Raw genomic sequence first — 26,050 nt, forward strand, 5'->3', positions numbered from 1 at the left:
ACGCAGCCCCATCCCAAAAAGCGTATCATTTCAGGATGGATAAAGAAAAAACAGCGCTCTATACAGACTACCTGATTTGCAACCAAGGCTTGGCAACGGCGACCAGCCTGTCGGCGATGCTCGACGGTGAAGTGAGTCATGACCAAATAACCCGCCACCTGTCCGCGAGGCTATACACCTCAAAAGACCTGTGGGTTGATGTCAAACCCACCGTGCGTCAGATCGAGCGGGACGACGGCTGTCTGATCTTCGACGACACCGTCCAGGAGAAGGCGTTTACTGACGAGAACGAGATGATGTGCTGGCACTATGACCACTGCAAAGGCCGCTCGGTCAAAGGCATCAACCTGTTGAATGCGTTGTACCACAGCGGGGACGTGTCGATCCCGGTCGCCTTCGAAGTGGTGAAGAAGCCCCATCAGTTTTGCGACATAAAAACCCGCAAGGTCAAGCGGGCGGCGGAGTTCACCAAGAACGAACTGATGCGGTCAATGGTCGCCACCTGCGTGGCGAACGCCATCAAGTTCCGCTATGTCCTGACCGACAGCTGGTTTGCGTCGAAAGAGAACTTCGAGTTCATCCTCAAGAAAGGCAAACACTTCATCAGCGCCTTGAAGGACAACCGCTTGGTGGCGTTGACCGAAACAGACAAGAACGAAGGGCGCTTTGTGCGGATCAGTCAGCTGGAATTGACGGATCAACAGGCGGTGCGCGGCTGGATGAAGGGCTTCCCCCAGGAAGTGCTGTTCGTCCGGCGGGTCTTTACAAACAAAGACGGCAGCACCGGTTTGTTGAATCTGGTGTGCAGCGATTTGGCGTGCGACGGCGGACAAGCCTCAACCCTCTATGAAAAACGGTGGAAGGTCGAGGAGTTCCATAAATCATTAAAATCCAATGCGGGGCTGGCAAAGTCGCCTACCCGCACCGTCACCACCCAAAACAACCACATATTCATGACCATCTATGCCGTGTTCAAGCTGGAATGTTTGAAGATCAAACATAAAACCAACCATTTCGCCATGCGGGCTAAACTTTTCATAAAAGCTAACCAGATAGCTTATGCAGAGTTGCAGAAATTACGGGCTGCGTAACATCAGTTACATAAGCTTTTTTGCAAACAGGTTTTAAATGTTTTTCCGCATCAAATGAGGCGTGGCTGGAACAAACTGGTGTTTAGCGGAACAGGGCAAGCACCCGTGCTGGTTAAAGACAAACAGGAAATGATCGATCGACTTAATAGCACTCCGGGTGGAGTCGGCTATTTAGTCGAAGACGACATCAGCGACTCGATCAGTATTTTGCAAATTCAGTAAGGACTTAACCATGCGCCATACAAAACTTATAAAAATCGGTTTAGCCTTCACTCTCATCCAGGGTTGCTTGTATTCTGCAATGTTATCTGCTGCCCCCGAATGGTTGCCCAAGTCCGTTCAAATACACGGCTTTGCATCCCAAGGTTTAATTACCACAACGGATAATAATTTTTTTGGCAAAACGGACGATTCAGTTTCGTTTGATTTCAGAGAAATCGGCCTTAACAGTTCATGGAACGCATTGACCGATCTTCAACTCGCCATGCAAATCGTTTGGCGCGATGCCGGTAAAACCGACGATGACGGCGTAAGAATTGACTACGGCTTAGCCAGTTACAATCTTTATTCCTCGGAATCGTCTGTGCTTACAGTCAGGGGCGGACGAGTGCCCACCCCACTGGGTTTTTATAACGATACCCGTGATGTCGCCACAACAAGACCCAGCATTTTGCTGCCTCAATCGATTTATTTTGATGTGAACCGAAATCTTGCGTTATCGGCAGATGGCGGCTATTTATACGGCGAACATCAAACCGATTACGGTGATATTTCGGCTCATTTTGGCTTGATCGTTCCACGTATGGATGATCCGGATTTTAAGAATGTCATTGTTGGGAGTTCTCCAGGAAACATGGAGGGTGACGTATCCTGGGTGAGCAGACTCGGTTATGAATGGCAGGGTGGACGCGTCAGATTGGCGGCCACTTATGCCGATTTTAACGGCGATTACAAACCCGATGCCGGCGCTTTTCTGGATCCGGGCTCATGGCGATTCAATCCTTTAATCTTGTCTGCTCAATATAATGGCGAAAACTGGTCTTTAACCGCCGAATATGCGCTTCGACGGGCCAAATTGAAGAACTTCGGTTTTCCAATGATTGAATTTACCGGACAAAGCTTTTATTTCCAGGGTACCTACGAACTGACCGAATCAATTGAAGGTATTGTCCGGTACGATGAACTTGTTTGGGATCTGGATGATAAAAAAGGCGACGATTTTGCCGATCTGACCGGAAAACCAGGACACTCAAGGTTTGCTCAGGATTGGACTGTAGGCTTACGCTACAAGATATTGCCGTCTTTGATGTTGAGCGGCGAATACCATTATATCAATGGCACCGGCTGGCTATCAGAATTGGAAAATAAAAATGGAACCACTCAACATTGGAATATGATGATCTTCATGTTGTCCTACAGCTTTTAACACATAAGACAACCTGATTAGCAAGATGTTTCAGCTAAATCCCTAAGCGCCCGTCATGCCCGTCGGGAAACGGGCATCCAGTGCCATGGATGGTAGCTTCGAGCTATCCATGTAGTCCGGATTTCGGCAATCCCCCGGCATTCCCTGACCGGGGCAGGCTCTGCCGAAATGATGCGGTCGACTAGGGAAAAAAAGTTAGAGCTGAATTATCTTTATAATCAGTTAAGACAATGACGCTTTTAATGCGTTTGTGATTGATAAAAGTCATAGTCGGGCGATGGCAAGGGTTTGGCAATGCCATATCCCTGAGCGTAATCAATTTGAAGCTCATACAACTTTTCAAAAATACTGTCGTTTTCCACAAATTCAGCGATCGTTTTAATACCCATTCCGTGTCCTATGCTGTTTATCGCTTTGACAAACAACTCGTCAACCTGATTGTCGAGAATATTTTTAACAAAAGCACCGTCTATCTTTAGGTAGCTCACCGGCAATTGTTTCAGGTAATTCATTGATGAAAATCCTGAACCGAAATCATCCAGCGCAAAACTCCCGCCAATACGATTTATTTGTGTGATGAAGTCATGAGCTGCCTGAAGATTCGTAACCGCTTGTGTTTCCGTAACCTCAAAAATAAAGTGGCCGGCATCCAGGTCAAATTCGGTTAAAAGATGGGAAATTAATCCAAAAGCATTCGGTGCGGACAACATCTCACCGGAAAGATTGATTGCTAATTTTATCTTTTTTCCTGTTTTTAGCAGGCTGGCCTGTTCTTTAAAAGCCAGTTCCAACACACGCTGATCCAGTTGCAAGATCAATCCCATCTGTTCTGCAACAGGAACAAACATGACCGGAGGAATAATACTGCCATCATCATCCTTCATTCTGAGCAGGCATTCATAATGGGAAACACTTCTATCTGAAATCTTCATAATCGGTTGAAAATAGAGAATAAAGCGATCTTCAGCCAGCGCCTTGTCTATTTTTGTCTTCCAGTTAACACGGGTCTTGATTTCCAGCCGGTTAATATCTTCCTGGTTGGCCAATCGCCACCCGCCTCTTCCTCCTTGCTTGGCCCGATACATCGCCAAATCAGCCGTAGCCAGTAAATCCTGACTGGTGCAGCTTTGTTCGGGAAATACAATCAGACCGGCGCTCACTGAAACCTTATGCAGTTCTTCACCCACTGAAATGTGTACCGTTTTTAAATCATTACACAGTTTCTGAACAAATTCTTCAGCTTCTATTTGAGTAACTTCGGGCAATAAAATAATAAATTCATCACCACCGAATCGTGCCACAACATCGGTTTTTCGAGTGGTAGCGCGGAGTTTTTCGGCTACTTTTATTAACAATTCATCACCGATATGATGACCGCTGCTGTCGTTTACATATTTAAACTGGTCGATATCAAAAAAAATCAAAGCTGAATTATGATCATAGCGAACTGCCATGGCTAAAGCGTGTACCAATTCGGATTCGAACTTTCGACGATTATAAAGCCCTGTCAGGGGATCGTGTTCGGCCAGCCAGGTGAGTTGAGTTTCATATTTTCGCCGTTCGGTGAGATCCAGACCAACCACTAAAATTTTATTGGACTCGTCGGTCTCCCCTTCCTCCAAAAGCAGCGGAGAAAAATACCATGAAATATAAAGTTCGCCGCCGCCCATAGACAGGATGGCTGCTTCTCTATGTTGCGTCCCCTTATGGGTTTTCAGCAACAAGTCAATTGAAGTCCGTATATGCAAGCGTGCTCTTTGGTCAATCATTAAATTGATGAACTGCTTACCCAACAACTCTTGTTCGGAATAATTGGTTAATGTTTCTGTGAATTTATTTGCAGAACTGATCAAGCCTTTACTGTCAATCGTGATGATCATCACTTGCGCAGTATTCAGAATGGTATCGATAAAGTTTTTTTCGGCTTGTAACTCCAGAGTTTGCCTGGACAATTTTTGGGTCCGTTGATTGACCTGTTCATCCAGGTGCTTGAGTGTAGAAATAAACTCGTGTGCGGTATCCTCTAGATCGTCAATTTCATCCTTAAAAAACAGTTTTCTGCGTTTGCGGGGCATGAATTTCTTTGCGTCACTGTAGTTTTTTTGTGAAATCAACGGCAATGCAGTTATCAAACTCTTTAGGCGTCGGGTGGGACTGATTAACAAAAACAAAAGAACACAGCCGGATAAAACAAAACTGAGCAACCCATTGATTGCATATAAATCCGTCGCTTTTTTGATATCCGCCAATCCTTTGGTAATGTCTTCGATAAGGATAAGTAGCGTTTTGTTATGACCATTTAACGGCAGCCCGAGAATTTCATATTGTCTATTCTCAAACTCAAAAAAAACCGAACTTTTTGTTTGAGCCAAAGAATGTTTTTTACTCAACTCGCCCAGTAAACGTTTATTTTTCTCAGAATCCGTCAAAGCCACAATATTAGCGCTCCAAGGCGCTAAATCTGAAGTTGCGTTGTTTGGCGATATCTCAGCCATATTGACAATGCCAACACTTGATCCGGTGATATTTTTCATTTGAAGAACAATATCGGAAAGATCTACTCCAAAAATGAAAATTCCTATAAATTCGCCTTTAAATAAAAACGGTGCTGCGTGAAAATGAATACAGGTTTCCTGGCATAAAATATTATCGAAAGGTTCTTCCTTGCTTATCACATACTCAAGCCATTCACTGAATTGACCTTCATACAGCGTATTGCCCCACGATCCAACCAAGTTCCCTTGCCGATTAAAAAGAAAGGCGGACTCTATGTCAGACTCTATTTCTATTTTGAACCAATTGCGATCTAACTGATTTTTTATGACATCCAACGCATTTTTTTTGCTTGTTGATTCATCTGTCATCGCCGGTATCAGCCATCCGATATCGACTCTTTCACTTTGCACGCGCTCGATAATGCCGGAGAAAATTTGCCGGTACGAATGTCTAACGCGCTCCCGTTCCTGTTCATAGTTTTTTTCGAGCGTAATCTCTCCGAGCATCACAATCGCTGCAGAGGCAAGAAAAGTAGCAAAACTGACCGCCAGAATTGCTTTCCAGACAAGACTAAAGAAAAGAAGTTTTCCGGTTGTTTTTGAAGTCATGGATAATAAATCAGAAGAACGTTACCGCCTAACACCCCAATTCAGAACCGACCAAATCAAATAAGCCTTGATATTCCGGGGTTAATTGCTTAGCTGTACCGGCAGGATTAATTAAAAATGGAGCCCGCTGACCGTAAAATTCGACCGTACCGCCAATTTGCATCAGTACCACCCCAAATCGCTTCAGTAATTTAGCCAGACGAGGCTCCATCAAGGCAATGCCATACTCTTTTTCTGATGCGAGCAAGAGATGAATAGCCGCGAAAGTCAGACACATGGGCATATAGTTAACGGCAAATCGGCGATTATGTTGATCGAATGGTTGTTCATTGACTTCACTAAAATCGGTATCGCAAGAACGTCTTCGAAACGAAGACAATATCGCCATCCTGGAAATCTCTCCGGTTTTAACACCTTCCAAGTCTTTAATAGAAGTGCCGTTAAGTTCAAATGGCTTTTGGTAATGTTTTTCTATGGGTAAGGAAGAGCAGGGACTTGATGATTTTGGAATCATTCTGATGGTACCTATATAGGTTTGGCTGGGTTTATGAAGCAACAAACAATGATCCGCACATTCATCCCATGAATCTGATTCGCGCTGGTTATAAACCTGTTGCTCCGTAATCATTTGCTCCTCCACATAGTAAACATCATGCCGGATTTGATAGGCATGGCTTTTTAACTCTTCTGTGGTGGCTTTAAGCATTTGAAAATAGTGCTGATAATGAGACGAGACATCCTGCCCACTGATCATAAAACCTAACTCCCTATTAATTTAGAGGAACTTCGCTAAAATTAAAGAATAGTCGAATCAAAGAAATTAACCAACAGGCAATCATCCCATGCAAAGTTTTAAAGGCGAAGTTACATCCCACTATCTGGCAGAATCAGCCAAACTCTTTTCGTCAATCAAAGAAGCCAGTTATGAAAAAATGTTCATAGCAAGCGGGCATACGGTGCTCGATCTAGGCTGCGGCAGCGGAATTGACGTCATCACATTGGTTGACCGTGTTGGGCCGGGGGGGCAAGTAGTCGGTTTGGATCATGATATAGACATGTTAAAAAAAGGAAGCCAAAATTGCCTGGATGCTAACCTGATGAGTAATTATCTGTTTGTGCAAGGCAGTGCGGATCAGCTCCCTTTTAAATCGGACTTATTTGCCAGTTGCAGAAGTGAGAGGCTTTTTATGCATCTTAGCCAACCCGATCAAACGTTGTCAGAACTACTCAGGGTCACTGAACCGTCAGGGCACATCGTGATTGTCGATACGGACTGGGCCAGCCTGTCAATCGATACCACTCTACCAGGAACGGAACGAACCCTGTCCAACTATCGTATCAGCCATGTGCTTAAAAACGGTTACTCGGGACGCTCGCTTTACAGGCAATTTAAATCCCTGGATATTTCTAACATAAAGATCGAGGTTATCCCTATTTACCTCACCGATGTTGATCTTTTTTATTTTATCTCTTTACAAAATGCCATTGAGCAACAAGCGCTGGCCGATCGGGTCATTTCAGAAAAAGAACTAAGTTATTGGCGAAATGAGATGGAACTGGCGGCGCAAAACGGCTCTTTTTATTGCAGCGTCAATATCGTAATTGTCTCGGGTCAAAAACCCAATTGAATAAAATTACTGTGCCCCCGAGCCTAAGCTGTTGGTGATAGCGCGGTTTTTGCTTATCTCAGGAATAATTCCATTTTTCGTATGCTATAAAAGCAACTCGTTCTTTTTAACTATTTGTAATAGTTCAGCGGATGTATCTGCTCACCCCCTCCAATTTTAGTGGGTGTAGATGGTTGATTGAAAAGGCTCTCTGCAACAGGGATGTTGCAGAGAGCTACAGGGACGTATTTACGCGTCCTTTGAAATCAAGCACCTACGCCCTTAATTTAAAGCGGGCGAGAGCTACCAGCGGATCAACAAAACAAAGGTGATGCACAAGCTTGGGTCTAGCTCGGAGAACCTAACCCAACGATCGAAACATTCTAAGCGCAAAGCTTCATGAATTTAACGATTGCACTTTTGAGTTGAATCCAATAAGTTAATTGATAGACGAAACAAACACCCAATCAAGCAGCCAATTTATTCATGGTAAGATTTAATCGCGTTTCTAACGCTTGCCATTTCAAAACCGTATTTTCTTTTTAATTGCCCTAATTTTTCCTCTTTAGAAACAGTGTCCGGCAATCCCAGTTTTGACAGCAAGTAGTCTGTAGGCACGCCGGAAGCTTGTTCGAGCTCCAGTAAAGTCATACTCCCACGGACATCCGGATTCTCAAAAAGAGAGCCTTGACGGACATGTCCTTCTGAAGTTTCAACTGGAACAATCAAGGGAGCCACACCAATTGCGACCAGTGTGAGAATACCCACCACGCCCAAGCCCAAACGCAAACCTGAGCTCTCTGACGCACGCCCCGATAAGACACCGGCTATCCACCGCCAATGGACTATCAAATGCAGTGCCAGTACGGAAAAAAATGCGACTGAAATCCAGAAATGAACAGTCCCCCACTCATGCCGGTCAAGTCCCATTAGCGTGCTGGTCCGCCCGCTACCCGGCGGCAACAGATAACGCAAGAGCACACCGGTTGTGGTCAGAAAAACAAAGCCTGCAAAAGCTATGATATCGATCAAATAATTTATGCGCGTTTGTTTCATGGCCGAATTTTTAGAAAAAAGGTTGATTCCTGATTTTAGAATACAAGCTACGATACAGCTTTTTAAGTTTATAAGGTAATAACATCCAGCAATTCCCAACTTGATGATAAAAAGCTTTGCGGGGATGTCGGTAGCAGGGATGCTACCATAAAGCCCCCATGGATGGTTATCCATGACTTTCCCCGCAAGGCTTACACCAACCCTCAAAGCCACTTTAATAGTTCAAACTGGAAATTCATCACTCGGCTTGATTAAGATGAAAATAAGCCGGAAGGGTTTGCAAGCGTTTATCCTCTAAAGCCTTGCCGACGGTAAAATGGTAAATACTTTGAAAACGGCTGCCGGTTATACCCAATACCTCATGAACCGCATCGTCAAAAAAGCACCCAATACCCGTCCCGCGCATGCCGATAGCTTCAGCTTCAAGATACAAGGCCTGACCGATCAGGCCGCATTCCCAAAACAGGCGGCGGTAGCGCCAGGGTTGATTCTCCAACTCGTCGCCGAATTCGGCCACCATCGCCAGACTAAACGCGCCATCTGAAGCTATGCCCTGATGACACGACAATGTTTTTGCCGCCTTTCTGCAATCGGCGCGTAATAAACAGTAAAGATCCATCTGATCGGGAGTCCCGTCTACAGGTTCCCAGATAAACGCATCCTGCATCATTTCTTTCAGCGTCATCAGACATTCCGACTCACGCGGTAAAGCATAGACCCCCGGCGGCAATCCTTCGACCCGGTGTACAAACAGAAACAAATGAATTTTTGGAGACCAGGGCCAAAGATCAAAAGGCATTGGCCTGCAAGGCATCAGCGCCAGCAAAAGCTGAAAGAAATTGACCAGAGATATTGAGGTTTGTGCATCAAATTGCTGTGCGCTTCTTCGCTGACGAATAATGTCGCCGGCCGATTGCGATGAAGGCTTTAAGACAAGACGATGATCGGACGTTCGAGATTCGTAGTGTTCAGATGTGCTGGGTTTTAGAGTTGCTAGAGCCGCTTCATCGATCACAGGCCATTGATAATGGTGATAATGGCTTAAGCGATTAGCTTTGCCAAACCAGTGATCAACAGCCAAATCGGCCAGACCTCCAGGATCCATAACGGTGACGGATTCGAATGCGCCGGTGTGAATCCGGCACAACACATCAGGAGACTCGGTTTCCTTGGGAAGAAAATCCTGCTCTCTATCCAAACCCAACAAGCCTGAAATAGCGGCATCGCTTACTTCGGCGAGTATTTCTACTGACCAGCCCTGAATCGCAGCCGCATAGCGTAAGGCAGCCAAGGCGTGGCCGATGTCATGCTGGCAATAGCGAAAAGCGCGCTCGCCATATTTCCACGCTTCGCGCCAATGAATGGAAGACAAACCGATCAATAGCCCCTGAAATTCAGGCAACGTGTTCCATTCACCGCGTTTTTCCAGAACATGATCGTGACTCAGGTAATGATAAAGGCCAGCCGGTAAATCCTCATTAGCCGTGTTGATCAGATAAGCTTCGGTGGGATGAAGGTTGCCGCTGGATGGATTACAGCGAAGCGCCCAGCGGTCGCCACCGTATTGTTTCCAGGCAGAAAGACCGAAAGCCAACTCCAGCATTAATCCCAGACTTTGAAGACTTACTGCTTGAGCCTCGATTTTTTCACCTTGCTGCAACAAACTAAAAGCAGGCGACGGAACGTGCCCGGCCAAAGGGAGTTGAAATCGTGTGCAGCCTTCAAACCGTCTAAATGGATCCGGTTGATCGGCCCAATCCAAAGTCCCGGGCCCTTGAGCATAATGATCAAGAAAATGTTTGGTTCGCTGATGGTATTCCAAAATACTTATCGGCTGTTGAGTAGCCATGGTGATATCGCTCCGGTAATGCCTACTCTTGTTACATCAAAGCATAAGGAAAATGCTTTGCGCCTGAGTCATCCTCCGCTTAAGCCGCTTTATTAAAAAGCCTTATATAATTTTCCGCTGATTGTCGGGCCACCGTTTCCAGTGATTCGTTTCTTAATTTGGCAATAAATTCGGCAACATGACGCACATAAAGCGGATAGTTCGGCCGCCCTCTGTGCGGGGCAGGCGCCAGATAAGGTGAATCGGTTTCAATTAAATAACGGTCAGCCGGGATTTGTCTAGCTACTTCTTGAATGTCTTTTGCATTATTAAACGTCACAATCCCTGAAAACGAAATATAAAAATTCATTGCCATGGCTTCCACTGCAAATTTCCAGTCTTCAGTAAAACAGTGAATCACGCCACCAACACGTTCAGCGCCCTCTTCTTTTAAGATCTTGAGGGTATCCTGTCTGGCTTCCCGGGTATGAATAATCAAGGGCTTGTCTATTGTTAATGCAACTTTGATATGCTCTCTCAAGCGTTGCTGTTGCCAGGTCAAATCGCCTTCGCTTCTAAAATAATCGAGCCCTGTTTCGCCGATGGCAACGACCCTGTCATCCTGAGCCAATGCCAAAAGTTGTTCTGCATCGGGTTCAATACCTTCTGTTGTATTCGGATGAGCCCCTACGCTTAAAGAAATTTGCGGATAATTGATAACCAGCTCCCGCATGGCCGGATAGGTTTCCAAATCAATGCTGATACAAAGCATGTGATCTATGCCTGCCTCGGCAGCAGCATTCATGAAGGTAGCAAAATTATTATCGTAGGGGGAAAGGTCTATACGGTCGAGGTGGCAATGCGAATCAATGAACATAATGAAGGATTGAATGGGAGTATTTTGCCGGATTCTGACAGCTAAAAACCGCCATCAGAAACCGTAATAAGGAAAAGTAAAGGTTCTGTTACGCTTACATGGTATGGGTCGGCCGATCGGACTCCAGTGCTCCGGCCAGGTAGTTTTCAATTTTGCTTCTGGCAAGACCGCCATCCTGATCACTGAATTGAACGCCTATGCCGGTCGTCCGGTAGCCTTCGGACCCCGCCGGAGTTTTCCAGATAATCTTGCCCGCTATCGGGATACGCTCTGTTTCTTCCATAAGATTCAGCAACATAAACACTTCCTGCCCCATCTCATATTCCCTGTTGGTAGGAATAAAAAGCCCGCCGTTCAGTACAAAGGGCATATAGGCGGAATAAAGTGCGTTTTTGTCCTTGATCGAAAGCGACAATATTCCTTGTCTTGGGTTCGTCGGTTCTGCCATGGTGTTATGGACTCCTGGTTACGTGGGACCAGTTTATTAAAATTTCTTCTAATAACAGCTGATTATTGAGCTGTTTTTCAAAACGTTCGCGGCTTAGCAGCAACAAATCGTACAGTGAATAAAGCTGGTTTAATTCTAGCGGCTGCTTAAATTCTTGCCAATGTACTTTTAAATCAGGATTGATCAGGGCGCTAACCGGCAATCCGAAACAACATTTAATCAAATCAATAACCCAGCTTGTCATCCAGAACTGCAGCTTGCCCGTTGGTAGTTTGCTCCATTCTTCCGCTACCACGGTAGGCAATAACTGGTGTTTTCCAACTTTAAGCCATTGCGTCAGACAGTTTTGTCTTTGTTCTATCGTACCGTCTTCTGCATAAGCGCTTGCCAGCAAAGGAGATCCCAAAGCCAAACTGAGCAATAGGGCCGACTTGTTCTGCTCAATGCCCTGAGCCGCCAGCCAAAGCCTCGCGGCGTCCGGTTCCGGCTTTTTTAAGGTCATTTTTTGGCAGCGGCTGGCAATCGTGGCCGGTAATTGGGAAAGTATCTCGGTAATCAACAGAATGATCGTTCTTTCGGTAGGTTCTTCCAAAAACTTTAAAAAGGCGTTGGCAGCCGCTCTGTTCATCGAATCGGCAGGGTTAATAATCAGAACCCGGTAACTTTGGTACTGGGGCTTCAGTGATAGCGTAGGAATCAGTTCGCGTATTTGTCCGATTGTAATGGCTTTACCCGCTTCTTCCGGTTCCAGATATAACAAATCAGGATGCGTTTGCGCCTTAACCAGTAAGCATGAACTGCATTGACCACAATGAATGCCGTTAGCCAAGGGCTGAATACAGAGTAATGAATAGGCGAACTGATTAACCAGCTGGTGTTTACCTAATCCACGCGGACCATTGACGATCAGTGCTTGAGGAATTCGCTTCTGTTGAAGATAGGCGGCTAATTGATGCCAATAAGGCTCATGCCAGGGTAGCATTTGGCTATCAATGCTCATTGACAAAAAAATGTTTTATCAAGCCGATGATATCATTTTGAACATCTACCAACGGTTGATCGGCTTTTATTATTTTTATCCTGGCCGGTTCCAATTCTGCCTGCAGCAAATACCCCCGCCTGACCCGGCCAAAAAAACTCAGCGTTTCATCTTCGATGCGATCAAGTTCACCCCGCTGCTTAGCGCGTTTAAGACCTGTCTCGGCCGGCGCATCCAGTAAAATCGTCAAGTCCGGCGTCAAACCCTGTTGAACAAAATGCTCCAGCCATTGAATAGTGCTAGCTCCCAAGTTTCGCCCGGCCCCCTGGTAAGCATAGGTCGCATCGGTAAATCGATCGCATAACACCCAAGAACCCTCAGCTAATGCCGGTTCAATCACATGCCTGATATGTTGTGATCTGGCTGCAAACATCAGTAAAAGCTCTGCCTGCTCAGTGATGGATTCTTTATGTTTGGTCAAGAGCAGGCTGCGAATTTTTTCAGCCAGTTGCGTCCCGCCCGGTTCGCGCGAAACCACCACAGGAATATGATGCTGAATCAGATAGTCTCTCAAGAAGGTCAAGTTAGTCGTTTTACCGACTCCTTCCCCGCCTTCAAAAGTAATAAACTTCCCTCTCAGTTTCATTATCGGCCTAATTGATAAAGATTGACGGCTTCCTGATGTTTTTTTAATGTGGCTGAAAAAACATGAGAGCCATCGCCTTTGGCTACAAAATACAGACTTTCTCCGGGTTCCGGATGCAATGCAGCACGGATAGCTTCCCGGCCAGGCAAGGCAATGGGTGTAGGCGGTAATCCCTTGATAACATAAGTATTATAAGGTGTCTGCGTTTTGAGATCCTTGCTCCTTATATCCCCATCATATCCGGCCCCCATGCCGTAAATCACAGTAGGATCGGTCTGCAGCATCATATCTTGTTTGAGTCTACGGACAAAAACACCGGCAATGGCGGGTCGTTCAGAAGCCAGCCCGGTTTCTTTTTCAATGATAGATGCCAGAATCAATGCCTGATAAGGCGACGTCAACGGCAGATCGGGTTGCCGGTTTTGCCATTCAGTTTCCAAAACTGAACGCATCCGGTCATAAGCTCTCTTAAGCAAAGCAATGTCAGTTGTGTTTTTTTCAAAAAAATAGGTATCAGGAAAAAACAAACCCTCGGGATGCGAGTAATTTCGGTCGATCATAGAGGCAATTGATCCCAAATCCATCGTGTCTATGGTTTTATGCACCTTGTCGTTTTTTCTAATTAATTCATATAATTGCGAAAAGGTCCAACCTTCAGGAAAGGTAATTGAATGCTGCCTTACCTTGCCTGAAACAAAGAGATCGATCAGTTCGGGGACGGTTGAATGCTCCGCCAATTCATATTCGCCGGTTTTTAAAAGAGCCGCTTTGTTATTCACGTAGGCATACCATTTAAACCAAATGGGTTTGATTGAAACGCCTTGTTCTTGCAATTTTTCGGTGATCCGGTTTAGGGAATCGCCTTTTTCAATTTCGACATAAACCGTTTTATCAACCAGCGCTTGTTGTATTGCGTTTTGATAGTCCAGCCATAACCACCCAACGGACAAACTGGTTAACAAAATGGCAATGCCCAAAAATTTACTCGTCATAAATTTTTTTCTCTACTTCTTTTTATATCAACCCTTCGGCTTATTGCCAGGGTCACAGGACCTACTGGATAAAACCGGTTTTCCAGCTTGCTGACCGGCCATATTTTAATCAATGAGTTGCAAACAAAGAGTTCATCGGCTTCCAAAAGATCAGTTTTGTCGATCCATTGCTCTGAAAGAGCCATATCGAGTTCATCTGCGCATTCCATTACTACAGAGCGCATTATGCCTGCAACACCGCATTGATCAATGAATGAAGTGATTAGCCTGTTGCCCTTTACCAGAAAAAAATTGCTCATGGTTCCCTCAATGACATGACCCTGGATATCCTGCATAAGACCTTCATGAATGGCATCCGAATTCCATTCGGCTCTGGCCAAGACCTGCTCAAGTCTATTTAGATGCTTGATTCCGGCCAAGGCCGGGTTAAGACCCAAGCGCGTCTCACAATAGGTCAGGCTGATGCCTTGCGTTTGAAAATCGGCTGGATAGCCAGGGAAAGGGTGAACACTGATCACTCGGGTGGGCATGACAGGATCGGGTTGACGATAGCCTCGACCTCCGGAACCTCGCGTGATTATAATTTTGAGAACGCCTTGCTCCACACCTTGCAAAGCTTGCTTAACTTCAGCAATCAGCTGGTCGGTCTCAAATAAAGGAATTCGAAGTCGTTGACAACCAGCGGTCAGTCTTTTTAGATGCCGATAGAAAAAAACGGGGATACCGTGATCGATTTCTATGGTTTCAAAAAGACCGTCACCGTAGCTAAAGCCTCGATCAGTGATAGCTATTTCATGCTTGATTTGGCCGTTTACCAAATACATGATGAGACTGCGCTATCAGGACCGAGGGGGGCAGCGTTATTGAAAACGTCTAAAAACCAGTGTGCCGTTTGTTCCGCCAAATCCGAACGAATTTGAAATCGCCACATCAATTTTCATTTCACGGGCCGTGTGAGGAACATAATCCAGATCACATTCGGGATCCGGGTTATCAAGATTGATGGTTGGCGGAGCGATCTGGTTTTGTAAAGCCAATGCCGTTAAAACAGCTTCAATACCACCCGCCGCTCCTAACAGATGCCCGGTCATGGATTTTGTCGAGCTGACAGCCAAATTGTAGGCATGTGAACCTAATGCTGATTTCATGGCATGCGTCTCCCCGATATCTCCCGCAGGAGTGGAGGTGCCGTGAGCATTGATATAATCGATATCTTCCGGATTGATCTTGGCATCGCGCATTGCATTTTTCATGCATCGTGCCGCGCCTTCACCGCCCTCGGATGGGCTAGTAATATGGTAAGCATCGCCGCTCAAGCCATACCCGATCAATTCGGCATAAATTTTCGCGCCGCGCGCTTTGGCGTGTTCCAGCTCTTCCAGGACAACAACACCGGAACCATCACTCAAAACAAAGCCATCCCTGTCTTTATCCCACGGCCTGCTGGCAGCATGAGGATCATCATTTCTTCTTGACAATGCCTTAGCTGAAGCAAATCCGCCCATTGCTGTGGGGGACGAAGTGCATCGCTCAGCGCCACCGGCAATCATCACGTCGGCGTCACCGTATTTAATCAATCGGGCTGCATCGCCAATATTATGGGTGCCGGTTGTGCACGCTGTCACAATGGCAAAGTTTGGCCCTTTCAATCCGTATTTAATGGACAAATTGCCTGAAATCATATTGATGATATTACCCGGAACAAAAAAAGGTGAGATCCTTCGTGGTCCGCCTTTTTCAAAAGTGGCGTAGCATTCCTCAATTCCAGTGATTCCGCCGATACCTGCACCTATCGCAACACCAATCCGTTCTGCATTTTGTTCGTTGACTTCCAGGCCCGAATCTTCAAAGGCCTGACAACCAGCCGCCAAACCATAATGTATGAATCCGTCCATACGCTTGGCATCTTTTTCGGCAATGTACCGGGTGATATCGAAATTTCTGATCACGCCACCGAATGTTGTTGAAAATGCAGAAATATCAAAGGAATCAATCGGAGTTATTCCACTTTTGCCATTGATAATTCCGTCCCAAGTTTCAGCAACTGTATTTGCAATAGGCGTAACTGCGCCTAATCCTGTTATTACAACGCGGCGATTGCTCAATTTGATTTACCTGAAGTAATTGATATAGATAGGGGGGAAGTGCGGAGTCTCTTAGTGGATGAACTGATTCACCCACCAAGAAATCAAAATTTAAGCGTTTTTTTCTACGTAATCGATAGCTTGTTGTACGGTTGTGATTTTTTCAGCTTCATCATCTGGAATTTCACATTCGAATTCTTCTTCAAGAGCCATGACGAGTTCAACTGTATCTAAAGAATCAGCACCAAGATCATCGACAAAGGATGCATCGTTCGCTATGTCATCTTTAACACCCAACTGTTCTGCGACAATCTTTTTTACTCGTTCTTCAACATTACTCATAATTATTATCCTCAACAATGTAAGCTTTTAGTTATATTTAATACTTACAATAGTATATTTATCTTGTTAGAAATCTCGCCATTCTCAATTCCAGACGGCGAACGGGATTATACTTTAATTTTCAACCATATCACAATATTAAGGCATAAACATGCCACCATTGACGTGCAGCGTTTCTCCAGTGATGTAGGCTGCTTTGTCAGAGGCTAAAAATGAAACAGCATTCGCTATCTCGTTTGCCTCGCCCAAACGCCCCAGTGGAATTGCACTTAACAGTGTCTGTTTATGTTCTACAGATAATTCTCGCGTCATATCGGTATCAATAAAGCCCGGCGCAACTGTATTGATCGTTATATTTCGAGAACCTACTTCTTTAGCCATCGATTTGGCAAAGCCGATCATCCCAGCCTTGGCAGCGGCATAATTGGCTTGACCGGCATTTCCGGTGGCACCTACCACTGACGAGATATTAATGATTCTACCCGACTTGGCTTTCATCATTCCCCGAAGTACCGCTTTACTCATACGAAACACTGAAGTGAGATTAGTGGCAATGATTTCATCCCACTCATCATCCTTCATCCGCATCAGTAAATTATCACGGGTAATGCCTGCATTATTGACCAATACTGCAGGAGTCCCGTATTCGTCATTGATTGATTTTATGATGTTTTCAATCGAGTCAGAATCGGTTACATTTAATTTCAATCCTCTGCCGTTATCGCCCAGATAAATTGAAATCGCCTCTGCGCCGCTATCGGAGGTAGCCGTTCCAATGACAAAAAAACCATCACTTGCCAATTGTTCAGCGATAGCACGTCCAATTCCCCTGCTCGCACCGGTTACCAGCGCTATTTTCTTATCCATTGAGTTTCTCCAAAGCCTGATCTAAAGATTCAGGATCAAAAATACTAAGATGATCTGCTTCCTTGACAATACGTTTGTTCAGACCAATTAAAACCTTGCCTGGCCCGCATTCAACAAATCTGCTAACCCCTTGTTCCGACATAAATTTTATACTATCGACCCAGCGAACAGGTTTATAGAGCTGTTCTTTTAAAACATTCCGGATAACTTCGGGAGCGCTGTGCGTGCTGATATCGACATTATGAATTAACGTCATCCGCGGTGTTTCCAGATTAATTCCTTCTAAGTAGGCCGCTAATTTTTCTGCAGCGCCTTCCATCAACGCACAATGCGAGGGCACACTGACCGGCAGCGGCAACGCTCGTTTCGCACCGGATTCTTTTGCCAGCACCAGCGCTCTTTCAACTGCGGCGGCGTTACCGGCAATGACGACCTGGCCCGGCGCGTTAAAATTAACAGCCGATACCACTTCGCCTTGGGCCGCATCAAGACAGACCTTGCCCACTTGGTGGTCTTCAAGGCCGATTATTGCCGCCATCGCGCCTTCTCCTGCAGGCACAGCAACCTGCATCAATCTTCCTCTTTCGGCAACGACCCTGATCGCATCGGCAAAAGACAGGGATTCTGAACAGACTAATGCAGTGTACTCGCCAAGACTATGTCCCGCGACCCATCCGGGCCTAACATCACTCAGTTTGCACCACAGCCGCCATACCGCATAACCGGCAGCCAGCATAACGGGTTGTGTATTCTGAGTTTGGTTCAGATCTTCAATGGGACCGTTTTCTACCAGAGACCATAAATTGGTTTCCAGAATATCGGATGCCTGATCAAAGGTATCCTTTATTTCTGGATATGCAGCCGCCAGTGACGACAACATGCCAATTGACTGGGAACCCTGGCCAGGAAAAACAAATGCCAGGCTATAAATTTGCTCGCTCATGAATTGCTTTCTCTCAATCAGTATCTAATTAACGCGGAACCCCAGGTGAATCCAGCTCCAAAGGCTTCCAGCAGGAGCACATGGCCACGTTGAATTCTGCCGTCTTGTACACCTTCGTTTAAGGCAAGCAAAACGGATGCAGAAGACGTGTTGCCCTGAGTTTCCAAAGTCAATATGACATTGTCCATGGACATCCTCAGCTTTTTGGCTGTCGCAGCAATGATGCGAGTGTTGGCCTGATGCGGCACCAGCCAGTTGATTTCCTCTTGCGACATATCATTTGCCGACAAGGTTTCATCGACAATGCGCCCCAAAGTATTAACCGCCACTTTAAAAACCTCATTACCGCGCATACGCACAAAACCGGCTTCGCTTTTATTCGATTCCGAGGCAGACTGCGGATTTGGCAAATAAAGCAATTCCTCAAATTCTCCGTCCGAATGAATATGGGTAGAGATAATGCCGGGTTTATCCGAAGCCTGGAGCAGAATTGCGCCCGCCCCGTCGCCAAACAATACGCAGGTACTTCTGTCCGTCCAGTCGACTATGCGGGAACAGATTTCCGAACCCACCACCAACACCGTCTTGGCCGCGCCGCTTTTGATGTATTGATCCGCCACGCTCATCGCGAAAATGGACCCAGAACACGCCGCTTGTATATCGAAGGCCACGCAATTTTTGATGCCTAACCGTTGTTGCAACAAACATCCGGTGCTTGGATAAACACGATCCGGGGTGCCGGTTGCAACAATAATCAAATCAATTTCTGACGGATCGGTACCTGCCGACTCCAGCGCCTGCCTTGCCGCTACTTCGGCCATACTAGCGGCCGATTCTTCAGGCCCTGCAATCCGCCGGCTTTTTATACCTGTACGCTCGTAGATCCAGCCATCGGAGGTATCGACCATCTTCGAAATATCTTCGTTGGTCCTGATATGCTCAGGTAAATAGCCACCCGTGCCGATTACTCTTGAAAAGCGTGTCATGTATTGTCTCTCTTGGTCAGAATCGTCTCGACTCTTTCGCTGATTCTTCTAATCACGTTCTTTTCAACCTCAATTTGAGCCAAATGAATCGCTGTTTTGAAAGCCACGACATCGGCACCCCCGTGACTTTTTATAACCAGCCCTCTCAACCCCAAAAAACTGGCTCCGTTATACATCCGGGGATCGATTTTTTGCTTGAATGCTTTTAAAACCGGGTAGACCAGTAATCCGGACAGCTTAGTAAACACATTCTTATTAAATGCGTCTTTAAGTGTTGTCCCTATCATTTTTGCCGCACCTTCTATCGATTTCAGCGCCACATTCCCGACGAATCCGTCTGCCACAATCAAATCGACTTTGATAGTGCCGGCATTCAGCGAGTTGCCTTCTACATAACCGATATAGTTTAGTGGTGAGTTTTCCAATAATTTAGCGGCCGCTTTAACCTGTTCGTTCCCTTTGACCTCTTCTTCCCCGATATTGAGGAGGCCGACCCTTGGGCTTTCTATATTCTCAACCGCTTTGACAACTTCCGAGCCCATCACCGCAAATTGAAAAAGATGTTCGGCAGTACAATCAACGTTGGCGCCCAAATCCAGCACATGGGTATGCCCGAAAATAGACGGCATCGTTGAAATAATGGCGGGTCTTTCAATGCCGGGAATCATCTTGAGTACAAACCGGGCCGTTGCCATCAGCGCACCGGTATTGCCGGCACTGACGCAGGCGTCTGCCCGCCCGTCGCGCACCAGCTCAATGGCAATGCGCATGGATGAATCTTTTTTATTTTTCAGTGCTTTGGAAGGCGACTCATCCATCCCGACACACTGAGAGGCATGCTGAATAAAAAGTCTGTCTTGATAAAGTATCAGTGCTTGGGCCAACTGTTCTTTTAACAGTGTTTCGTCACCCACTAAAATCAGCTTTAAGTTTGGATTGTTTTTCAAGCAATCCAATGATGCTGGAATGGTAACTGCAGGACCATGATCTCCGCCCATTGCATCGATTGAAATAGTTAAACTCACGCCAACATTGACTCCAGGGGAATGTAAATGAAAAAAACCGAACCTGGACAACAAGGTTCGGCTCTATGTTCAATCAGTAAAGGGGAATTCGCGATTAATCTTCTTCGCGTTTTGAAGTAATTTGACGGCCTTTAAAAAAACCATCGGGGGTAACGTGATGACGTAAATGAACTTCACCAGTCAAAGGGTCTTGAGATAATGTTTTGCTGGTTAAAGAATCATGAGAACGTCTTTGACCGCGTCTTGAACGTGTCACTTTACTTTTTTGAACTGCCATCTAGGGTCTCCACTATTATTTAAGTTTGGCTAAAATTGAAAAAGGATTGTTAGAGTCCAACTGCTTGTTTTCACTTGAATCGCTCTGAATATCGCTATTAACGGGTTGACTATAGCATTGCCACTCATGCTTCGGAAAGTCCGGTATAGCCAGCAGAAGTTCATCCTCAATAATATCATTCAATAAAATCTTGGAATCGCTCATCATTAACGGATCAATGTCTTCCGGAAGCCTGTCTGCCTGCTCAAGCGAGCTAACAATCCCTAGCTTGACTGAACGATCTACAACCCATTCCATGGGCTGTAAGCAATTCTGACAAATAATATGCAGGTTTGTATTAACGCGCCCTTCCACGACAGCCAGCTTGCCATCCCTATAAAAAAAAAGCTCAGCCGTAACCTCGCCCGAATTATCAGCTAAAATTTCTGACAATCGAGTTAATTTACTGAGCGCTATTTTACCTTTTACTTCGCCTCGCTTATCAGCGAAACTTAAAGGTTCTATATATTCGGGCAATCGATCTAACATAACTTTGCAATAATATCTGTAATCCTTAATTGCGTCAAACCTATGTCATATTTTCTTAAAAAACACCCGCCTCTTATCCTTGCATCGAGCTCACCTTACCGGCAAGCTTTGTTAACCAAACTGCATTTAAATTTCAGTGCTGTTGCACCTGATATTGATGAGCAATTTTTAGCCATGGAAGCCCCAGAAATGGCCGCATTGCGCATAAGCAAATTAAAAGCCGAAGCGCTACGGGAACAGTTTCCTGCACACTTGATTATCGGTTCGGATCAAGTCGCCATGTTGGGCGGTACACAACTCCGTAAACCGGGTAATCGTGCTGAAACAATAAACCAACTTAAAGCCTGCTCGGGAAACTCAGTCCTGTTTTATACGGCGATTTGCGTATTGGATAGCCAATCCGGGCAAAAAGAACAAGCCATTGACCTTTGCCAGGTCTTTTTTAAACCTTTGAACGAAAAATCGATCATCAATTATGTAGAACTGGAAAAGCCTTTTGACTGCGCGGGCGGCTTTAAATCGGAAGGACTGGGAATCGCTTTGATAGAAAAAATAAAAGGCGATGACCCGAATGCACTGATTGGATTGCCTTTAATCAAGTTGATTGGTTTACTTGAGAAGTTTTATGTTTCAGTGATTTAAGGATAGCTTTAACCAATTATCATCATCAATCAGTGAAATTTTTTCCCTGGCGACAAAAGATCAAAGGTCGATTTAAATTCATCTACCGCCAAAGTGACGACTTGCTTTACCTGAAATTCATTCAACCCCAACGTCTGTAATGTCGAATTGGGCGCCGCGCTCAGCACCTCTTCGACATTCGTATCCATATCGACCATATCCGTTAATTTAACCGCCAGATAAAGCAAATGGGCATCCGTCTTGTTTGTTTGGGCAGCACACGGATTAAGCTGCCATCGTATCGTTTCCGCCAATGAGTCAGGCAAACCCCAATCATGAATTAACTCCGCACCTACCTCGGCATAGTTGAAACCCATAATTTCTTGCTCCAAACCGGTAATCAGGCATCTGTCACCTTGCGCCAGCATCAAAATACGGCACGCCTTTTCGGGTAATTTCTGATAAATCACCAAGGCCCCGATGTTATGCAACAAACCGGCAAGAAAGAGACGATCACTGTGCAAAATGGCGCTTTTTTTAGCCAGCAATTTAGCAATCAAGGCACAACTTACACTACGCATCCAAAAATCAGTCATATTGATAATTTCGGATGGGATTTTCTTGAACGTATCGACAACGGATGTTGCCAAAATCAAACTTTCCAGATCATCAATACCAATGATGGTAACGGCTCTTGAAATGGTATCCACGCGAGCCGGAAATCCATAAAACGAACTATTGACAATTTTTAACACCCTAATACTTAGTGCTGGATCTTTGGCCAAAACCAATCCTATGTCGTTCATTGAAAAGCGGGGATCGCGAATCATCTCCCTGATTTGAAAGTAAATATCGGGCAAGGAGCAAAGATCCAAAGCGCCCTTGATTAGTGTTTTGGCTGTTAACTGAGGCATGAGTCTAGCGTCCGTAAAGAGCTAACACTTGCTTTACATAGTTTTGAGTTTCGGGATAAGGGGGAATGGAGTTATGGTATTTTTTTACCGCATTTTCACCGGCGTTGTAAGCAGCAACGGCTAAAGGCAGGTTTAAATTAAACATTTTCAATAAATCACTCAGATAGCGGGTTCCGCCATTAATGTTTTGCTCCGGATCAGAGCGATCGGTAACACCATAACGTTTAGCAGTAGCAGGCATCAATTGCATCAAACCCACCGCACCCGCTGAAGAAACAGCTTGGGCATGATAGGCTGATTCAGCTTGAATCACAGCATGGAGCAATTTTTCATCAATATCATGCTTTGATGCGGCATCAGCAATGAGCTGACTGTATTTATGCTTGTTGACTTTAAGATGCGGTAACGCTCTTGCATAACTTTCAGGCCGGGTTCTGATGATCCGCTTATAAAGCTGATGCTCGGGGTGGTCTGTGTAATAAACATGACCCGACGGATCCGTATATTTGAAAATATCGGCATGAGCGCCAACTGACATCAAAACCGAAATCGATAAAGTTATAAGCTTTTGCATTATCTAACCCTAATAAACAGCAGTTAACCTAAAAACATTGGCGTAAGTATAGTTACACAAAACTGATTGACTGAGATTTTCTTAACAGACTGGAAAAATGTCTATTCGCCCCCTCCTATTCCGGCAAAAGATCCGCTTCTTATCAGACATTCCTCTGAGCGCATCCCTGCGCGTGAAAAAGAGTCAAGAAGGCTTCGTATCGGCCAGATAACTATCAATATCTTCTTTTGAAAAACCGATCTTTTTAGCAACACGATCTGCGTGACTGACTCTTGAAATACCCTCGACCAGCTTATAGGTAGGCTCGCCATTGGCAAACTCGACCTGCCGTGGCAACCCGACACCTCTGGCCACAAAATCATCAACCAGCTGATGATTGTGTGTAATTAAAATAGTGCTGTTGCCTTTACGATAAAACCCGTTAAGCACATGAGTTGAAGATTCCAGCTTTTCCTCAAAAGTAGTACCCTCGGATAACTCATCCAGAACCACCAGACTTTTCGCTGTTGACGCCAAAAAGATATCCCTCGTTCTTTTTAGCTCAGTGCCAAAACGGCCTTCTCCATCCTCAAGATGACTGATTTCAGGCACTTGATAAAAAATTCTGTCAGCTACAGTAAGCACCGCCTCTTTAGCGGGAACATAACAGCCAATTTGCGCCAGCAGTTGAATTTGGGTGATCGTTTTACAAAATGCAGTTTTGCCGCCGCTGTTGGGACCGGTTACCAGCACCAGCTTATCTTCTTCCAATTGAAAATCATTACCTACATAATCAGGATTTTCTTTGGCCAGCACCGGATTTTTAGCATCGATCAACTTGATGCGATGATGTTCCGCGTCAATCAGCTCAGGTAATACGGTTTGACTGCCAAAGTGATTAGCAAACTTGATAAACGCCATTAACTCATCAAATTGACCCAGTGCGTCTAGGGCTTGCGCTAAAGCTTGCGAATTTTTGAACTCATTTCTTAATGGAATGATGCAACTATCTCGGTCAAAGCCGCCCACCACAGGTAAGTAAACCAGCAGCATGGGCACGAAAAATATAGATGCGACCGGAATGGATTCTGCCGAAACCCTGAACATATCCGTAGGAAAAAAGTGCGCCATGGCCCACACTGAAGCAAAAAATAGAGCAATCAGCAGCGGCTTGAACAGAGTAGGTCTAAAAATCAGCGCGGGCGTAAAATCGCCTTTTCTCTCTTCCTTGCACTTGATGCCTCTTTCAGTAATGTAAGCAGGTCCCACCATCAATGAATAGGAACGGGATTCTTCAAATTGTTTAATCTTTTCCAGAAGACTCTGGAGGTAAGCACTACTCACACCTTCTATTTGGCGCAGCTCATCGACCAATTCAAGCAAGAATCGAACACCGCGACGGTATTGCAAATAGCCGTAACCCTCGATTTCATGAGCTTCCCTCGCCGTTCCGAAAGATCCCAGAAACTCGCCGAATAACAACAAATAAAGGTGCTTTTCGTGTTCGGCGGCACGCTGCAAAATTCGCTCTAAAGCCTCTTTTAACGCCGGATTATCCTGTATCTCTTTAACGGCCTCCTGCTTTGCCGCTATTTCTTCTTTATTGCTGGAGGGTTGAACCAAAGAACGGTAAAGAACGGACTGACCCACCAGTGTTTCAGCGTGATTAACCGCGCCAAAGACTTCTTCAATCTCAATTGACTTAAAAGCCCCCTGATCTATAACGCCTTCACCGGTTTGGGAAGGCGCTGTCGATGCTACAAACGGCCATTTATCTGTCCAGCTCTCTAAGATTGTTTGATTCATTGCATTATTTCCTTTTTTTATCGACTATGCCAAATACTAAAACAGCCGCAGTCACAATGCCGGCCATAAGACTCTGGTCTCTTGAAGCCCCTAATAAAAAAGCGATGCCCCCGCCGATAGCCATGCCCAAGCCGCTAAAGGCCAAGCTTCGCATCAACCTGCAAACCGGGCAATTTGAAATATTGGTACTCATAGCCGATACCTCGCGTCAATTGGATTCAAATGCTCAGTGTTGCAAGCCGATAAAATCAATACAGGGCAAAGCTATCATCAATCAAACGCTTGCTTGTCAATAATGGCATCACTCTTTTCAAGACTGCTTCCCAATTAACCCAAGTCCAATTGGAGGGAGTTAAATTCAGACAAACGGCCTTCATTACTTCTTTAAACTTTAAGCTGCTGAGGGACGGCAACAACATTGCCAGAAAAGTTAAACCCGCAAAAAGCTGTTTATATTCTTTATTATTTTGCTGGGGTTAGTTTTAACGATTAATTAAATTTAGAAATTCGGAGCGGGTACTTATTTCTTCCCTAAAAATCCCGGTCATCACCGACGTGGTCATGATTGAATTTTGCTTTTCTACTCCGCGCATCATCATACATAAATGCTTTGCCTCAATAACCACAGCAACGCCTCTGGCGTCAATCGCGGTTTCTACCGCATCAGCAATTTGTTTGGTCAGTTTTTCCTGAATCTGCAAGCGTCTGGCGTACATGTCAATAATTCTTGCCACTTTCGACAAACCCAAGACTTTACCTTTCGGTAAATAACCGACATGACACTTGCCGATAAAAGGCAACAAATGATGTTCGCACAAGGAATAAAGCTCAATGTCTTTAACAATGACCATATCCTCTGTATCCGCTTGGAAAATGGCACCGTTTAACACTTCATCCAAGTTTTTTTCATATCCGTTATTCAAAAACTTAAAGGCTTTGGCCGCGCGGGCAGGCGTATCAACCAATCCCTCTCTGTTAACGTCTTCGCCTATCGCCTTTATAATATTGGAAAAATACTCTTCCATTGCTTTATCTCAGTTAAAAAAATGG

28 protein-coding genes are annotated in these 26,050 nt (G+C 45.2%); 5 read left to right on the forward strand and 23 right to left on the reverse strand.

What is annotated here, in order from left to right:
* The first annotated feature begins 35 nt into the window (after positions 1 to 35).
* The 3 genes from GO003_RS22285 to GO003_RS22295 are packed head-to-tail and all read left to right on the forward strand — an operon-like array spanning position 36 to position 2,517.
* Positions 36 to 1,091 carry an IS701 family transposase gene (locus GO003_RS22285; RefSeq protein WP_159655360.1) on the forward strand — a complete coding sequence of 352 codons (1,056 nt, stop codon included), beginning with the start codon at positions 36 to 38 and terminating at the stop codon, positions 1,089 to 1,091.
* Positions 1,092 to 1,145: 54 nt separating this feature from the next.
* A complete protein-coding gene (locus tag GO003_RS22290) occupies positions 1,146 to 1,313 on the forward strand; it encodes a hypothetical protein (protein ID WP_231089149.1) in 168 nt (55 codons plus the stop codon).
* Between the two features lie 10 nt (positions 1,314 to 1,323).
* Positions 1,324 to 2,517: a hypothetical protein gene (locus tag GO003_RS22295; RefSeq protein WP_206444595.1), complete on the forward strand. Its 1,194-nt coding sequence runs from the start codon at positions 1,324 to 1,326 to the stop codon at positions 2,515 to 2,517.
* Between the two features lie 239 nt (positions 2,518 to 2,756).
* On the opposite strand, the gene GO003_RS22300 is transcribed toward GO003_RS22295, so the two are convergent.
* Together GO003_RS22300 and GO003_RS22305 are read right to left on the reverse strand one after the other, a co-directional pair.
* A complete protein-coding gene (locus GO003_RS22300; protein ID WP_159653327.1) occupies positions 2,757 to 5,621 on the reverse strand; it encodes a bifunctional diguanylate cyclase/phosphodiesterase in 2,865 nt (954 codons plus the stop codon).
* Positions 5,622 to 5,649: 28 nt separating this feature from the next.
* Positions 5,650 to 6,375: a PEP-CTERM/exosortase system-associated acyltransferase gene (locus tag GO003_RS22305; RefSeq protein ID WP_159653329.1), complete on the reverse strand. Its 726-nt coding sequence runs from the start codon at positions 6,373 to 6,375 to the stop codon at positions 5,650 to 5,652.
* Positions 6,376 to 6,463: 88 nt separating this feature from the next.
* Here GO003_RS22305 and GO003_RS22310 point away from each other — a divergent pair, with 88 nt between their 5' ends.
* On the forward strand, positions 6,464 to 7,249 hold the full coding sequence (locus GO003_RS22310; RefSeq protein ID WP_159653331.1) for a methyltransferase domain-containing protein: 786 nt from the start codon (positions 6,464 to 6,466) through the stop codon (positions 7,247 to 7,249).
* A 459-nt stretch (positions 7,250 to 7,708) separates the two neighbouring features.
* Here GO003_RS22310 and GO003_RS22315 read toward each other — a convergent pair whose 3' ends face one another.
* The 16 genes from GO003_RS22315 to GO003_RS22390 all read right to left on the reverse strand — a co-directional run bounded on the left by GO003_RS22315 (position 7,709) and on the right by GO003_RS22390 (position 21,106).
* The gene (locus GO003_RS22315) at positions 7,709 to 8,458 is read right to left on the reverse strand and encodes a DUF4405 domain-containing protein (RefSeq protein WP_231089150.1); all 750 of its coding nucleotides are present in this window, start codon (positions 8,456 to 8,458) and stop codon (positions 7,709 to 7,711) included.
* A 64-nt stretch (positions 8,459 to 8,522) separates the two neighbouring features.
* On the reverse strand, positions 8,523 to 10,133 hold the full coding sequence (locus tag GO003_RS22320) for a SagB/ThcOx family dehydrogenase (RefSeq protein ID WP_159653333.1): 1,611 nt from the start codon (positions 10,131 to 10,133) through the stop codon (positions 8,523 to 8,525).
* 79 nt (positions 10,134 to 10,212) lie between these two features.
* A complete protein-coding gene (locus tag GO003_RS22325) occupies positions 10,213 to 10,989 on the reverse strand; it encodes a TatD family hydrolase (protein WP_159653335.1) in 777 nt (258 codons plus the stop codon).
* A gap of 94 nt (positions 10,990 to 11,083) precedes the next feature.
* Positions 11,084 to 11,437, reverse strand: coding sequence for a PilZ domain-containing protein (locus GO003_RS22330; protein WP_159653337.1), 354 nt, complete (start codon positions 11,435 to 11,437; stop codon positions 11,084 to 11,086).
* 4 nt (positions 11,438 to 11,441) lie between these two features.
* Positions 11,442 to 12,419 (reverse strand): DNA polymerase III subunit delta', encoded by a 978-nt coding sequence (gene holB / locus GO003_RS22335; RefSeq protein WP_231089151.1) that lies wholly within the window; start codon positions 12,417 to 12,419, stop codon positions 11,442 to 11,444.
* A gap of 7 nt (positions 12,420 to 12,426) precedes the next feature.
* Positions 12,427 to 13,062 (reverse strand): dTMP kinase, encoded by a 636-nt coding sequence (gene tmk, locus GO003_RS22340; RefSeq protein ID WP_159653342.1) that lies wholly within the window; start codon positions 13,060 to 13,062, stop codon positions 12,427 to 12,429.
* Entirely contained in the window at positions 13,062 to 14,054 is a 993-nt protein-coding gene (gene mltG / locus GO003_RS22345) for an endolytic transglycosylase MltG (RefSeq protein WP_159653344.1), read from the reverse strand. Before mltG ends, tmk begins: the two co-directional genes overlap by 1 nt.
* Positions 14,051 to 14,878, reverse strand: coding sequence for an aminodeoxychorismate lyase (pabC, locus tag GO003_RS22350; RefSeq protein WP_159653346.1), 828 nt, complete (start codon positions 14,876 to 14,878; stop codon positions 14,051 to 14,053). Before pabC ends, mltG begins: the two co-directional genes overlap by 4 nt.
* Before the next feature lie 36 nt (positions 14,879 to 14,914).
* Complete coding sequence (gene fabF, locus GO003_RS22355) at positions 14,915 to 16,159, reverse strand: beta-ketoacyl-ACP synthase II (RefSeq protein ID WP_159653348.1); 1,245 nt, start codon at positions 16,157 to 16,159, stop codon at positions 14,915 to 14,917.
* A 90-nt stretch (positions 16,160 to 16,249) separates the two neighbouring features.
* The gene (gene acpP / locus GO003_RS22360) at positions 16,250 to 16,480 is read right to left on the reverse strand and encodes an acyl carrier protein (RefSeq protein WP_159653350.1); all 231 of its coding nucleotides are present in this window, start codon (positions 16,478 to 16,480) and stop codon (positions 16,250 to 16,252) included.
* A gap of 138 nt (positions 16,481 to 16,618) precedes the next feature.
* Positions 16,619 to 17,347 carry a 3-oxoacyl-ACP reductase FabG gene (gene fabG, locus GO003_RS22365; RefSeq protein WP_159653352.1) on the reverse strand — a complete coding sequence of 243 codons (729 nt, stop codon included), beginning with the start codon at positions 17,345 to 17,347 and terminating at the stop codon, positions 16,619 to 16,621.
* Positions 17,340 to 18,290, reverse strand: coding sequence for an ACP S-malonyltransferase (fabD, locus tag GO003_RS22370; RefSeq protein WP_159653354.1), 951 nt, complete (start codon positions 18,288 to 18,290; stop codon positions 17,340 to 17,342). The genes fabG and fabD overlap by 8 nt, the downstream gene beginning before the upstream one ends.
* Before the next feature lie 17 nt (positions 18,291 to 18,307).
* A complete protein-coding gene (locus GO003_RS22375; RefSeq protein ID WP_159653356.1) occupies positions 18,308 to 19,276 on the reverse strand; it encodes a beta-ketoacyl-ACP synthase III in 969 nt (322 codons plus the stop codon).
* The gene (gene plsX, locus GO003_RS22380) at positions 19,273 to 20,301 is read right to left on the reverse strand and encodes a phosphate acyltransferase PlsX (protein ID WP_159653358.1); all 1,029 of its coding nucleotides are present in this window, start codon (positions 20,299 to 20,301) and stop codon (positions 19,273 to 19,275) included. Before plsX ends, GO003_RS22375 begins: the two co-directional genes overlap by 4 nt.
* Before the next feature lie 94 nt (positions 20,302 to 20,395).
* On the reverse strand, positions 20,396 to 20,578 hold the full coding sequence (gene rpmF, locus GO003_RS22385; protein WP_159653360.1) for a 50S ribosomal protein L32: 183 nt from the start codon (positions 20,576 to 20,578) through the stop codon (positions 20,396 to 20,398).
* 15 nt (positions 20,579 to 20,593) lie between these two features.
* Entirely contained in the window at positions 20,594 to 21,106 is a 513-nt protein-coding gene (locus tag GO003_RS22390) for a YceD family protein (RefSeq protein ID WP_159653362.1), read from the reverse strand.
* A 42-nt stretch (positions 21,107 to 21,148) separates the two neighbouring features.
* Between GO003_RS22390 and GO003_RS22395 the strand changes: the two genes are divergently transcribed.
* The gene (locus GO003_RS22395) at positions 21,149 to 21,748 is read left to right on the forward strand and encodes a Maf family protein (protein ID WP_159653364.1); all 600 of its coding nucleotides are present in this window, start codon (positions 21,149 to 21,151) and stop codon (positions 21,746 to 21,748) included.
* 29 nt (positions 21,749 to 21,777) lie between these two features.
* Here GO003_RS22395 and GO003_RS22400 read toward each other — a convergent pair whose 3' ends face one another.
* From GO003_RS22400 to folE, 5 genes are all read right to left on the reverse strand, one after another.
* On the reverse strand, positions 21,778 to 22,641 hold the full coding sequence (locus GO003_RS22400) for an HDOD domain-containing protein (protein ID WP_159653366.1): 864 nt from the start codon (positions 22,639 to 22,641) through the stop codon (positions 21,778 to 21,780).
* 4 nt (positions 22,642 to 22,645) lie between these two features.
* Positions 22,646 to 23,215, reverse strand: coding sequence for a transglycosylase SLT domain-containing protein (locus GO003_RS22405; protein ID WP_159653368.1), 570 nt, complete (start codon positions 23,213 to 23,215; stop codon positions 22,646 to 22,648).
* Positions 23,216 to 23,398: 183 nt separating this feature from the next.
* Positions 23,399 to 25,000: a MutS-related protein gene (locus tag GO003_RS22410; RefSeq protein WP_159653370.1), complete on the reverse strand. Its 1,602-nt coding sequence runs from the start codon at positions 24,998 to 25,000 to the stop codon at positions 23,399 to 23,401.
* Between the two features lie 4 nt (positions 25,001 to 25,004).
* Positions 25,005 to 25,193, reverse strand: coding sequence for a hypothetical protein (locus GO003_RS22415; RefSeq protein WP_159653372.1), 189 nt, complete (start codon positions 25,191 to 25,193; stop codon positions 25,005 to 25,007).
* A gap of 289 nt (positions 25,194 to 25,482) precedes the next feature.
* A complete protein-coding gene (gene folE, locus GO003_RS22420; RefSeq protein WP_159653374.1) occupies positions 25,483 to 26,025 on the reverse strand; it encodes a GTP cyclohydrolase I FolE in 543 nt (180 codons plus the stop codon).
* Positions 26,026 to 26,050 lie beyond the last annotated feature (25 nt).

Source organism: Methylicorpusculum oleiharenae (assembly GCF_009828925.2).
Lineage (GTDB): Bacteria > Pseudomonadota > Gammaproteobacteria > Methylococcales > Methylomonadaceae > Methylicorpusculum > Methylicorpusculum oleiharenae.